The sequence below is a fragment of the Kitasatospora sp. NPDC058190 genome (genome assembly GCF_042883685.1).
In the GTDB taxonomy this organism is placed as follows: Bacteria; Actinomycetota; Actinomycetes; order Streptomycetales; family Streptomycetaceae; genus Kitasatospora.
Window position 1 is genome coordinate 104204 of sequence record NZ_JBHVVI010000015.1, and the last position, 12387, is coordinate 116590.

General features: G+C 73.2%; 9 protein-coding genes. 3 read left to right on the top strand and 6 right to left on the bottom strand.

What is annotated here, in order from left to right:
- Positions 1 to 139 precede the first annotated feature (139 nt).
- From ACFVWU_RS09980 to ACFVWU_RS09990, 3 genes are all read right to left on the bottom strand, one after another.
- Positions 140 to 1555: a hypothetical protein gene (locus tag ACFVWU_RS09980; RefSeq protein ID WP_387617650.1), complete on the bottom strand. Its 1416-nt coding sequence runs from the start codon at positions 1553 to 1555 to the stop codon at positions 140 to 142.
- Positions 1556 to 1740: 185 nt separating this feature from the next.
- The gene (locus ACFVWU_RS09985) at positions 1741 to 4263 is read right to left on the bottom strand and encodes a DUF4132 domain-containing protein (protein WP_387617651.1); all 2523 of its coding nucleotides are present in this window, start codon (positions 4261 to 4263) and stop codon (positions 1741 to 1743) included.
- Positions 4264 to 4665 (bottom strand): hypothetical protein, encoded by a 402-nt coding sequence (locus ACFVWU_RS09990; RefSeq protein ID WP_387617653.1) that lies wholly within the window; start codon positions 4663 to 4665, stop codon positions 4264 to 4266.
- A gap of 136 nt (positions 4666 to 4801) precedes the next feature.
- Here ACFVWU_RS09990 and ACFVWU_RS09995 point away from each other — a divergent pair, with 136 nt between their 5' ends.
- A complete protein-coding gene (locus ACFVWU_RS09995) occupies positions 4802 to 6385 on the top strand; it encodes a phytoene desaturase family protein (RefSeq protein WP_387617655.1) in 1584 nt (527 codons plus the stop codon).
- 168 nt (positions 6386 to 6553) lie between these two features.
- Positions 6554 to 7165 (top strand): TIGR03086 family metal-binding protein, encoded by a 612-nt coding sequence (locus tag ACFVWU_RS10000; RefSeq protein WP_387617657.1) that lies wholly within the window; start codon positions 6554 to 6556, stop codon positions 7163 to 7165.
- 109 nt (positions 7166 to 7274) lie between these two features.
- Here the strand turns inward: ACFVWU_RS10000 and ACFVWU_RS10005 are convergent, their stop codons facing one another.
- Positions 7275 to 7985, bottom strand: coding sequence for a hypothetical protein (locus ACFVWU_RS10005; RefSeq protein ID WP_387617659.1), 711 nt, complete (start codon positions 7983 to 7985; stop codon positions 7275 to 7277).
- A gap of 450 nt (positions 7986 to 8435) precedes the next feature.
- Here ACFVWU_RS10005 and ACFVWU_RS10010 point away from each other — a divergent pair, with 450 nt between their 5' ends.
- Complete coding sequence (locus tag ACFVWU_RS10010) at positions 8436 to 9095, top strand: hypothetical protein (protein WP_387617661.1); 660 nt, start codon at positions 8436 to 8438, stop codon at positions 9093 to 9095.
- Positions 9096 to 9121: 26 nt separating this feature from the next.
- On the opposite strand, the gene ACFVWU_RS10015 is transcribed toward ACFVWU_RS10010, so the two are convergent.
- Entirely contained in the window at positions 9122 to 9949 is an 828-nt protein-coding gene (locus ACFVWU_RS10015) for a phosphotransferase (RefSeq protein ID WP_387617663.1), read from the bottom strand.
- A gap of 109 nt (positions 9950 to 10058) precedes the next feature.
- Positions 10059 to 12170, bottom strand: a complete 2112-nt coding sequence (locus ACFVWU_RS10020) for a phosphocholine-specific phospholipase C (RefSeq protein WP_387617665.1) — start codon at positions 12168 to 12170, stop codon at positions 10059 to 10061.
- Positions 12171 to 12387: the final 217 nt, after the last annotated feature.

Below are 12387 nucleotides of genomic sequence, written 5' to 3' on the forward strand. Positions count from 1 at the left end.
ACCCCGACGCGCCCGGGGACTTCCCCCCCGCCCCCTGAGCCGCTCCCGCCGGGTTGGACGGGGGGGGGCCCCGCCGGGTCGCCGCCCTCCACCCCACGCCGCAGGTCAGGTCAGCTCAGGTCAGGTCAGGTCAGGGACGCTACGGCAGGGTCACCCCGACGGTCGCGGTCCAGACGTCGTCGTTCGACGCGGTGGGCGCGACGGCACTGCCCCAGGCCAGTACCAACCGGGTGGGCGAAAGCGCGGAGAACCCGAAGGTGTCACCGGGCCACACCGAGCCGGTCCCGAAGCCCTGCGAGACCTGGACCGGGGCGGACAGCCACCCCTTCGTCGTCGAGAAGGTCCGCAGGTACTGGGCGTAGCCGCGCGGGTCACTGCTCGACAGCCAGCCGACGTACGCGATCCCGGGCGGCCCGGCGACCACCTGCATGATGTGGGGGACGTTCAGGGTGTCCGCGGGCGCCTGCACCGGCGCGGACCAGGTCGCGCCGTGGTCCTGCGAGTACGACAGCCATCCGGTGTCGCTGTTCGAACCTTGGGTGTCCCAGGTCGCGTACAGCGTGCCGTCCGGGCCGAGCGCCTCGCTGCCGTCGATCCACCACTCGCCGTTGTTCATCGTCCCGGCGTCGCCGCCGATCCGCACCGGCTGCGACCAGGTCGCGCCGCCGTCGGTGGAGCGGGTCGCGTAGGTGTAGGCGACGGTCAGGTCGTCGGTGGGGACGTTGGTGACGACGTAGCCCTGGTAGAGCACGTCGATCGAGCCGTCCGGCTCGACCACGACGGGCGCGCTGTCGGCGCCGCTGTTCGGGTAGCCGGGGCTGATGTGCGACATCGGGCTCCAGGTCCGGCCGCCGTCGGTGGACTTCTGCATCACCGCGTTGACGTCGCCGGTGGCGAAGGCGCAACTGCCGCTCGGCGCGCAGAGGAAGGTCACCGCGGCCGCGCTCGGCCCGTAGTCCCAGGTCAGGTACAGCGTCCCGTCCGGGCCCGCGGTGATGAAGTCCCGGTCGCCCCAGTTGTTGGCGTCCGGCGGGACGATCGCGCTGACCGTCTTGAAGCTGACGCCGTGGTCGGAGCTGACGTCGACGACGGGGTAGGTCAGGCCGGAGCGGGAGACCATGAACGCCACGTAGACCGTGCCGTCCGGCGCGACGGTGATCGCCGGGTCCCAGGTGCGGCTGCCCTTCTGCCCAACGCTGCCCGGCAGCGTGACCGGCGCACCGAAGGTCGCCCCGCCGTCCGGCGAGCCCGCGAATCCGATGCCCTTGCAGCCCATCCACGTGTCGTACACGGCGTTCGCCGTCGGATCGACGGCCTGGATGGTCTCGGCGTCCTGCCCCGTGCAGGCGGCCGAGATGTTCGTCGGGGTGCTGATCGCGTAGGACGCGGTCGGCCCGGCGGAGCGGTTCTGCTGTTCGGCCGGCTGCGCGGGGCCGTGGGTGTCGACCGGCGCTGCCTGCGCCGGTCCCGCCGCGAGGGCGAGGGCGGTGACCGCGGCACAGAGGCCGGCTATCAGGGATCTGAGCAGCGTGGTGCGACGTCTACGTGCGTGCACGGGCTGATCTCCTCCGAACGGAAGCGAGTTGAGGGTTGCGGACCGTCAGCACCGCCGTTGCCTCCGGCCCCCGGACGGGATTCCCCCAACTGCCGCTTCCGAAGCCCCTTTCCCGCGGGCCCCTGCCGAGGCCCCACCGCCCGGCGCACCGTCCGGTCGGCGGGGCCCGCTCGCGTCCTGAGTGGTCAGCGCGGGGCGATCTGGCTGGTGATGGTCGGATCGGTGATCGCGCTGTCCCGGGCCAGCAGCAGCGCCTTGCTGAGGATGACCGCCAGCATGTGGTCACCCTCGAAGGGCAGTTGAGGCTGTCCGTCGGCCGGCCTGTCGGTGCCGGGCACGATGCACAGATAGGTGTCGTTCGGCGACATCAGGATGTTGCCCGAGCCCAGGTGGATCCGGTACGTCCGCAGTTCGCCGCGGACCTCCAGGAAGCGCCCGTCCACCGTGCAGCGCTCCCCCACCGCGAGCCGGGGCAGCAGCCGGGCCAGCAACTCGCCGCGCTCACGGGCGCTCTGCGACAGCTCGCCGAAGCTGTACGACTGCCAGTAGTCGCGGTACCGGCCGTCCGGCCCGCCGTCCGACCAGGCCGGGTCGTTGCCGACGCTGGTCACGCCCACGAACAGGTCGACGTCACGCAGCACTTCGCTCAGCACCAGCGGCGGCACCTCGGTGAGCGGCACCGGTTCGACGAGTTGCACTCCGGGCCGCATCACCGGACCGTACAGGCCGCTGCCGGCGTGGGTGGCGTTCTCCGGCGCGTCGATCGGGTAGAAGCGCACCTGGTCGGTCCCCAGGTGCTCGAAGGTGAAGTTCGCCCCCCAGTCGGCATCCATGCCGTGCACCCGGAACTCGGCGCGCAGCCCCCACTCGGGCAGCAGCCGCTTCGGGGCGGCGAAGGAGTTGTCCACCGCGAGTTGCAGCTGACTGTGCCAGCCCCGGGCGGTGGCCAGGGCGTGGAACCGGTGCTGGCGCAGGACGTGCGCGGCGAAGCGGTTGGAGTACACCCGGGTGTGCTCCTCGGCGGCGGTGAGCAGGTACACCTCCCGGTGAGCCTGTTTGAACGGCTGGACGAGGCCCTGGCGTTCCAGCACGGCGCGCCAGGCGAGCACGCTCTCGGGCGGGCAGGCGACCGGGTGCCACAACTCGACGGAGGCGTCCACGGCGGGCGCGAGTTCGTCGCCGGTCACGGTGCGCAGGGCGCCGTCCAGCCAGGCACAGGCGGTGCCGTCCACGGTCCAGATCAGCCGGCGGGCCAGGGTGCCGACCAGCGGGTGGTCCAGGAGGCGCTGCCGCCAGGGGCCGTAGCGCCAGCTGCGTCGCGCCAGGAACTGCCGCTCCAGCCGCTCGGACTGGGCGGTCAGCATCTTCTCCAGGTCCTTGACCGTGGCCTTGAACTCCTTGAGCCGATCGGCGTGTTCACGGCGCACCGAGGCGGGCGGGGTCTTCACCGCACGGCCGGCCTCGTTGTACCAGGTCTGGCGGGCGCGGGCGCCATCCACCACCAGCTCCACCCGGGCCTCGCCGCCGAAGCGTTCGACGCGTCGGCCGATCTCGGTCAACCCGTAGGAGGGGACTGCGAGTTCCTCGATCTCGGCCCGGCTGAGACCGAGTGCGGCAGCCCGGTCCCGGAGCGCCTTGTCCAGTTCCCTGACGGTCCCCTTGTACGTCACCCGGGTGGTGAGGAGGGCCAGTTGGGCGAGGCCGTCCTCGCCGTCCAGACGGGCGAGGGAGTGCACGGCCGCGTTGGCCACCTTGGGCGCCCGGGGGCCGATGCCCGGTGCCTTGCGCAGCGCGGACTCGACCAGCCGGGCCAGCACCCGGGCGCTGTCCGGATGGGCCGGGGTCAGGGCCAGCAGCAGGGCGAGTCCGCGCAGCGCGTCCAGGTTGTGGGGGTCGAACTGGTCGACTCCCGCGCCGCGCGGCTCCGCGACCAGGTCGAGCGTGCGCGGACGACCGACCAGCGAAAGCCATTCGGTGATCCGCTCGCGGGCCCGCTCGGGGCCGACCGCGTCGATCAGGGCGCGCCCGGTCCGTTCCCAACGGGCGGTCGGTTTGGCGGACTTGGCATCGACGGCGTGCTTGACCAGATCCGCCCACGGCCGATCGGTGCCTGCGGGCGAACCGGGCTCGTCGAGCGCGGCCAGGACCTGGTCCGCCCAGGCCTCGCCGGGGCTGAGCAGCGGCTCGGGCAACGCGGCCGCGAGGTCGATGACGAGGCTGTGGTGAGGCCGGACCATCTGCGCCGATCGGCGCACGGCGGCGACCACCGCACCGTCGATCGGGCGGCCCGCCTCCAGTTCGTCGCTGATCAGTCGCTCGGCCGTGTGCAGTTCGGCGAGGTGCCACTGGCGGCCCATCAGGTGCAACCAGTCCTCGCGGAGCTCGCGGGCCTGCCCCTGCGGAAAGCCCTGGGAGACCATCGAGGCCAGCCGGATCAGCGCGCCGCGCCGCTGCGCCGCCTCCTCGGTCTCCACGGGCCGCCGGAGCATCAGCATCCAGCGCACCAGGCTCGCCACCAACGCGGCCCGGGTGTTGCGGTGCAGCTCCAGCACCCGCTCGCGGACCGGCGCCACGCGCTCGGCGGACCAGTCGCCGCCGACCGCGGTGTCGACCTCCACGAGCGCCGCGCCGATCGCGTCCACGTGCCCGGTGTCGAGCGCGTCGAGCAGCCGCCCGACGGCGGGGTCGAGCAGATCGGTCGTTGTCATTCAGCCACCTACCAGCGGTACAAGTTTCAGGAAGCACACCTCGGTGTCGGTGCGCAGGTCCAACTCGGCGTCCAGGTCCTCGACCTGGCGGTCGCCGACCAGCACCAGGAACCCGTTGCGGCCGAACGCCTCGACCGCGCTCAGGAACTGCCGCTCGGGATCGATCGCCTGGCCCGGCACCCCCAGCCGGAACCCGTTCAGGGTCCGCTCGGCCTCGGTCGGCTGCACCAGGCCGCGGTAGATCTCGGAGCCGCGGGCGTTGTGCTCGGCCACCTCCTGGAGCACCCGGCGGCGGATCAGCTCGCGCAGCGTCAACCGCTCCTCGTCGGCGGGGAGCCACAGCCGCCAGGCGTCCCGCCGCAGCCCCGATGTCGTCTCGTCGACGAAGGTCACTGTCGCCATGTCGCAGACCCTAGCCAGTGGCACCGACAGCCGGTCCGGCGGGACCGGCCCGGCGGCCGCACCCGGTCCGAGGTGGCCGCCGACCGCCCCGTGCAGGACTGTTCCCCACCCCCGCGAAACGCCGTAACGTGGCTCCATGAGCACCCACCCGTCCTCCCGGTACGACGCCGTGATCGTCGGCGGCGGGCACAACGGCCTGGTCGCGGCCGCCTACCTGGCGCGCGCCGGGCGGCGGGTGCTGGTCCTCGAACGGCTGCCCCGGGTCGGCGGAGCCGCAGTCTCCACCCGGGCCTTCCCCGGCGTGGACGCCCGGCTGTCGCGCTACTCCTACCTGGTCAGCCTGCTGCCGCGGAAGGTGGTCCGTGACCTCGGGCTGCGGCTCGACCTGCGACGGCGCCGGATCGCCTCGTACACGCCCACCGTTCGGGACGGGAAGCCCACCGGACTGCTGGTGGACGCCGCCGACCCCGGCCGCACCCGGGACTCGTTCCGGGCGCTGACCGGCACCGACCGGGAGTGGCAGGCCTGGCAGCGCTTCTACGGGATGACCGGCCAGGTCGCCGAACGGGTGTTCCCGACGCTCACCGAGCCGCTGCCCTCACGCGCCGAACTGCGCCGACGGATCGGGGACGAGGCCGCCTGGACGGACCTGTTCGAGCGGCCGCTCGGCGAGACCGTCGAGCGGGCCTTCGCCGACGACCTGGTGCGCGGGGTGGTCCTGACGGACGCACTGATCGGCACCTTCACCCACGCCCACGACCCCTCGCTCCGGCAGAACCGCTGCTTCCTCTACCACGTGATCGGCAACGGGACGGGCGACTGGGACGTCCCGGTCGGCGGGATGGGCGCGGTGACCGGCGCACTGGCCGAAGTGGCGCTGGCGGCCGGCACGGAGATCCGGACCGACTGCGAGGTCACCGCGATCGCCACCGACGGCCGCGGCGACGCCGAGGTGTCCTACCGGCACCGGGACGGCGAGGCGACGGCGGCGGCGCGCCGGGTGCTGGTGAACGCCGCGCCGGCCACCCTGGCGAGGTTGCTGGGCGAGGACCCGGGGCCCGCGCCGGAGGGCGCCCAGCTGAAGGTCAACATGGTGCTGCGCCGCCTGCCGCGCCTGCGGGACACCGCCCCGGACCCGCGCGAGGCCTTCGCCGGGACCTTCCACATCGCCGAGGGCTACCGCCAGTTGGAGACCGCGTACACCGAGGCGCGGGCCGGCCGGATGCCCTCCGCGCCGCCGTCGGAGATCTACTGCCACACCCTCACCGACCCCTCGATCCTCGGCCCGGAGACCCTCCGGCAGGGCTTCCAGACGCTCACCCTGTTCGGCCTGCACATGCCCGCCCGGCTGTTCGGCGACCCGGCGGCCAAGGAACGAGCGCTGGCCGCGAGCCTGGCGCAGCTGGACGCGGTGCTGGCCGAGCCGATCGCCGACTGCCTGGCCACGGACGCCGACGGCCGGCCCTGCGTCGAGGCCAGGACCCCGCCGGAACTGGAGCGGGAGATCGGCCTGCCGGGCGGCCACATCTTCCACCGCGACCTCGCCTTCCCGTTCGCCACCGAGGACGAGGCGCCGGGCAGCGCCGCCGCCCGCTGGGGCGTGGCCACCGCCCACCCGAACGTCCTGCTGTGCGGCGCGGGGGCCGTCCGGGGCGGCGGGGTCAGCGGCATCCCGGGGCACAACGCGGCGCAGGCCGTCCTGGCCGACCCGGACCGCTGACGGGCCGGGCGGCCACCCGCCGGTCACCCACGGCGATCACCTGGTGGCCGTCCGGCCCTCGCAGGCGGCCCGTCCGGCCTGCGCAGGGGGTCCGGCCTCGGGAAACCTGGCAGGTCACTCCCAGTAGCGATTTACTGAGAGTAAGCAGGGCAGGAGGGAGGCCCTCCGATGGAATGTCCGCACCCACCCGGGTTCCACGCCGAGGTCCGTGAACGCTACATCGCCGCCGCGGCGGAGGTGACCCGCCTGCTACGAGCCGTCCCCGAGGACCGGTGGACGGCACCCACACCCTGCCGGGACTGGGACGTCCGCGCCCTGGTGAACCACCTCGCCGCGCAACACCTCTGGGTCTGCCAGGCGGTGGCCGGCTACACCCCCGAGGCGATCGGCCACCGCTTCGACGGCGACGTCCTGGGGCGCAACCCCGTCGGCGTGTGGGCCATGGCCGCCGACACCGCGGTCCGCGCGCTCCACCAGCCCGGCGTCCCCGACCTCCTGGTGCACCTGTCCTACGGCGTGCGCGACGTCGGCGGGTACGCCCGCGAACTGACCGCCGAAACCGTCGTCCACGGCTGGGACCTGGCCCGGGCCCTCGGCGAGGACGGCCGAATGCCGCCCGGCGCCGCCCGCTACGCCCTCGCGGAGTTCCAGGGCTACCGCAACCTGGCCGGCACCGGCCTGTTCGACCCCCCGCTCACCGCACCCCCCGACGCCGACGCCCAGCACCAACTGCTGGCCCTCACCGGCCGCGACCCGTACTGGTCCGCCGAACGGATCTGACGACGGACGAACGGATCCGAGCACGGACGAACGGATCCGAGCACGGACGAACGAGACCCTCCCCGCGCCCCGGTGCGGACGGGGCGCGGGGAGGGGGCCGGACTGCTCGTCAGGCGCGGGCGAGCAGCCAGCCGCCGAGGCCGTCGCAGGCGCCGGCGTTGTAGCTGGTGGAGCGGAAGCCGGGCGGGACGGGCGAGCCCGGGCAGGCCCACAGGCCCGCGCGGGCGGTGTTGTGGCGCCAGGAGCCCGCGCCGTCGCAGCCGTAGGTGGTGTGGCCGGTGATCACGTAACCGGCCACCACCGGGGAACCCGAGCAGGTCCAGATCCCGTCGTGCGGCAGGTTGTGCTGCCAGCTCCCGATGCCGCCGCAACCGGCCCGCAGGTGGTTGCTGATCACGTACCCGGGCACGACCGGCGAGCCGGAACAGGTCCATATGCCGTCGTGGACGAGGCTGTGGCGCCACGCGCCGATACCCCGGCAGCCGGAGGTGGTGTGGTCGGTGATCACGTAACCGGCGACCACCGGGGAGCCGGAGCAGGTCCAGATCCCGTCCTTCGCCGGCTGCTGGTACCAGGAGCCGTACCCGCCACAGCCCTTGCTGTCGTAGTCGGTGATGACGTTCCCGGCCGCGACCGGCTGCCCGGAGCACGCCCACTTGCCCGAACCGCCCCACGCGGGCTTGGCCTCCGCCACGGACATCCCGGAGACCGTGCCGCCCAGGACGACGGCCGCGACCAGCGCGAACGCCGCCGCGGCCGCCCCGATCCCCCTGCCGACCACCGCGGTTGTCGCACGCCTCAGTAGCTGATGAACACTCATATCTTGTTCACTCCAGTCGAATCGGTGGTCGGCGAAGCGTTCCGCCGCCGGACTTCCGGCGGCGGAACGGGAGTCACCCTAGCGTGGTGAAGGCGTGAGGATTCCATGGAGATCCCGGGAAATCGGCGGCGGGGATCAGCTTGTCCGAAAGCTGCCATGACGATCCGCCGTCCCACCTCGCGGTGACGGACGCGGGTCCACCGGCGCCGCACGAGCATCCGGCGCCGGCCGGCACCTGCGGGCGGAGCCGTCCGGTCTCACGGGACGGCCGTCCCGTCCTCCGCCGCGGCCACGGGGCCTCCCCGGCCTCCCCCGATCGGTCGCCGCGCCGCCGCGCCCGACGGGCGCGAACCCCTCGGTCCCAAGATGTGACGTGCCCCTGTCTAGTTCGTTCGCTTCCCGGTGTGGTGGGATGTGTGCCCACGGGGTGACGAGTGCTGGTGGGGGTGTGTGGTGCGGAATGGACGGCTGCTGGGGCTGGACGGGGACGCGGCGCGACTGGTCGCGGTGGGGCTGGTCCGGCTGGGGGCTCAGGAATGGCTGGGCGGCACCGGCGGGGCACCCGGCTGGGTGGGCGGTCTACGGGCGGCCTCGTTCGCGGACGCATGGCTGTCGTTCGGCGACGCACCGGCGCCCGGCCTGCGGGTGCCCGCGCCGGCCGTGCTGCGGGCCGTCGCGGAACAGGCCGCCGAGCTGGTCCTCCGGTCCTGTGGGGACGACGGGCCGGCGGCCCTGGAGTGGCTCGGGCAGCGGTCGGCCGAGGCCCGCGAGCAGGCGCACCGGGAGGGCGTGGCACACCCGGCCGAGCCCTGCGCGCTGACCCTGGTGTGGCACGGGGTGCAGGCGCTGGCCGCCGAGGACGGGCCGTCCCACGGCAGGCGCATCGAGGAGCGCGGTGCGGCGTACGTGCGGGAGCGGCACCGCCGCCAGGACACCCTCGCGCTCGTGCTGTGCTGCGCCCGGATCGCCGCCGCCGCGCTGGTGGACCTGGGCGAGGGTGACCCCGAGCGGGTGGACGGGTGGCTGGAGGAGGACGCGGCGCGCGCCATGCCGCGCGGCGGGCCCGTGCCGCTGTGGGTGCCGGGGCGGCCCGCGCAGCCGACCGGCTGAACCACGGCTGCCGGGGGCGCCGTTGTTCAGCCGTCCGAGCCGTCCGAGCCGCCCGAGCCGCCCGAGCTGTCCGAGCCGTCCGAGCCGTCCAGGAGGAGGACCGCGCGGTTCGAGCGGAGCCAGGCCCGCTCGGCCGTCATCTCGGCCGCGTCACCGCGGGCGAGGAAACTCGCCCACGGCTCCTGGCCGATCCCGCCGAGTCGTTCGATGCGCTCGGCCTCGCGGGACTGGACGGCGTCCAGCGCGTCGAGCACGGCGGCCGGCGGCGCACCGTAGGCGGTGCAGAGGGCGTTGAGGCGGCTCCGCAGGGTGTGCTCGCCGACGATCGCGGCTCTCCGCTGCTGATCGGCGGGCCGCAGCGGCGCCGCGTACCAGGCGAGCTGCGCGAGGTCGTCGAGGGCGTGGCCGGGTGCTGCGAAATCCCAGTCGATGAAGCCGACCAGCCGGTCGCCGTCCCAGATGGAGTTCCACGGCCCGAGGTCGCCGTGCCGGATGACCATGCCGGGCCGCCACTCGTCCTCCTGGCCCTGCCAGCGCGCGTCGACCGGTGGCCGGAAGTCCCGGACGGCCTCGTGGTACTCGCGCAGCCAGTGCCCCAGCTCGCTGATTCCGTCGGTCGAGCGCAGAGCCGGCGGCCAGGGCGAGAACGCGGGTTCGCCGTGCAGCAGGGAGAGCACCTCATCGGTGCCGTCGATGCCGTGGAGTCGCGGGGCCCGGGTGAAACCCACCGTTTCCAGGTGGGTCAGCAAGGCGTGCACCGCCGGCGTCCACTGGCCGACCGGCCGGCGGATCGTTTCGCCGATCCGCCGTACCGTCGTCACGCTGCCCTTGTCCGTCGCGCCGTCCTCGATCATCGGGTCAGCCTAGCCGTACGCCCTGGTCAGCCTGGCGGGACTTGAGGCGGTGCCGGGCTGCGAGCGATCCCCGGGGATCGCTCGCGGCCCGGCACCACGGGGGTGGTGATCAGCGCGGGCCGGGGTCGCTGGTGCCGGGGCGGCCGTTCTCCAGGTGTCCGGCCCAGCGGCGGCGGAACGCCGGTCCGTCCGGGGCCTCGACGGTGACGTCGTACCAGCGGCTCTCGGCGCGCAGGTCGAAGGTGAACCGGGCCGAGGCGCCGGGGCGGAGGGTGCGGCTCTGCTGCGGGCCCTTCGCGTAGGCGTTCCCGGCGGTCACCGTCCGGGTCGTCGACCCGTTGTTGGAGACGGTGACGCGCACCTGCTCCTTCGACGGCTCGAAGCGCGCGACCAGCTCGGCCTCGGCCGTGCCCTCGAACTCCTGCACCGAGCCGTTCGGTCCGTGGGCGACGAGGTGGTAGCCGCCGGCGCCGGTCAGCGGCCAGTAGTCACCGAGGGTGTCGCCGGCCGAGACCGTGTAGCGGCGAGGGGCCGCCGTCGGCGCCGTCCGGTCGTAGACGTACAGCCACGCGCCCGCCGAGCCCTGGTTGTCCAGTTCGAGCTGGAACCGCCCCGCGGTGTCGGTCTCCTCCTCGTTGACCCGCAGGTCGTACGGGAGGGCGCGGGCCGGACGGGTGCCCGGCTCCTGGGTGGGCATCCGCTGAGGCAGCGGCACCTGGTAGGGCTTGCCCTGGGAGGCGATCGGCGCGGGAACCGGGATCGACACCCTCCGCGCGTCCGCGCCGGAGAAGTCGAGCGCCGAGGTGAGGTCGCCGCAGACCGACCGGCGCCAGGCGCTGATGTTGGGCTCCTCGATCCCGAACCGGGCCTCCAGGAACCGCAGCACCGAGGTGTGGTCGAAGGTCTCCGAGCAGACCCAACCACCGCGCGACCACGGAGAGATGACCAGGAGCGGCACACGCGGCCCGAGGCCGATCGGCTGCAGCCCGCCCCGGTCGGCACCGGGGACCAGCGGACTCATCTCACCCGGGTACTTCGCGAGGTCGAGCAGCTCGTCACCGAGGCTCGCCTCCAGGTCGGAGGAGACCAGCCCCTGGCCGCCCGCCCGGCTGACCACCGGCGGCATCGGCGGGACGACGTGGTCGAACAGGCCGTCGTTCTCGTCGTAGTTGATGAGGAAGACGGTCCTGCCCCAGACCTCGGGGTTCGAAGTGAGCGCGTCCAGCACGAGGTTGATGTAGTACGCGCCGTCGGTGGGCGTGGCGGAGGGGTGCTCGCTGTACTTGTACGGCGGGACGATCCAGGAGACCTGGGGCAGCCGGCCCTGCTCGACGTCGGCCCGGAACTCCTTGAGCGTGTGGTCGGTCGCCCCCTTGTCGACGAGCGGACCCGACGCGCCCTCGGCGACCTGGTACCGCTCGAAGAACATCAGCGAGTTGTCGGTGTAGTTGTCCGTCGGGGTGCCCGGCTCGCCCGAACCGCCCTGGTACAGCTTCCAGCTGACGCCCGCCGACTCCAGTCGCTCGGGGTACGTCGTCCAGGTGTAGCCGTTGGTGCCGTTGCGCTCCCACAGACCGGGGCCGTTGGGCTTGCGCCCGTACACGTTGCGGGGGTCGCTGGTGCCGGTCCAGAGATAGATGCGGTTGGGGGCGGTGTCGGCGTGGACCGAGCAGAAGTACGAATCACAGACGGTGAACGCGTCGGCCAGGGCGAAGTGGTACTGCAGGTCCTGGCGCTTGAGGTGACCCATCGTCATAACGTCCTGCTTCTGGTTCAGCCACTGGTCGTGGCGCCCCTCGTTCCAGGCGAGGTGGCCGCTGCTCCACCCGTGGTCGGTACCGGCCTGGTGCTCGGTGGTGTTCCGGGGGTCGATGTACCAGGGCAACACCTCCTGCTCGGAGGCCGGCAGACCGCGGTCGTGGTAGCGGCCGGTCTTCACCGCGGCGGCGGGCTGGTGCCAGTTCGGCCGGCCGTCCGGCAGCTGCGTGGGGCGCGGGTCGTCGAACCCGCGCACGCCGCGGAGGGTACCGAAGTAGTGATCGAAGGAACGGTTCTCCTGCATCAGGATGACGACGTGTTCGACGTCCTCGATCGAACGGGTCCTGCTGATCGCGGGCAGGGCCAGAGCCTTGCTGACCACGGGCGGGAACGCGCCGAGGCCTGCGGCGGCTACGGACGCACCGCCCAGCTGGAGGAATCGGCGCCGGTCGATGGAGGCCATGTGAGGTCCTTCCCGTCATGAATGCATGGATGGGCCGGGGAGGCTCGAACATAGGGGCCACAGGCAGGCCGAACACAGTCCGCAGGCGAACGCCGCATGAGCTTTCGGCCAACTCCTGACCGGGAAACGCGAAGAACCCCCATCCGGAATCCGGATGGGGGTTCTTCTGAATGATTGTTCGGCGGCGTCCTACTCTCCCACAGGGTCCCCCCTGCAG

Coding starts and splice junctions, on each gene's coding strand:
- ACFVWU_RS09985 (WP_387617651.1), bottom strand. CDS start 4,263: ATGACAACGACCGATCTGCTCGACCCCGCCGTCGGGCGGCTGCTCGAC.
- ACFVWU_RS10020 (WP_387617665.1), bottom strand. CDS start 12,170: ATGGCCTCCATCGACCGGCGCCGATTCCTCCAGCTGGGCGGTGCGTCC.
- ACFVWU_RS10000 (WP_387617657.1), top strand. CDS start 6,554: ATGGAATGTCCGCACCCACCCGGGTTCCACGCCGAGGTCCGTGAACGC.
- ACFVWU_RS09990 (WP_387617653.1), bottom strand. CDS start 4,665: ATGGCGACAGTGACCTTCGTCGACGAGACGACATCGGGGCTGCGGCGG.
- ACFVWU_RS09995 (WP_387617655.1), top strand. CDS start 4,802: ATGAGCACCCACCCGTCCTCCCGGTACGACGCCGTGATCGTCGGCGGC.
- ACFVWU_RS10015 (WP_387617663.1), bottom strand. CDS start 9,949: ATGATCGAGGACGGCGCGACGGACAAGGGCAGCGTGACGACGGTACGG.
- ACFVWU_RS10005 (WP_387617659.1), bottom strand. CDS start 7,985: ATGAGTGTTCATCAGCTACTGAGGCGTGCGACAACCGCGGTGGTCGGC.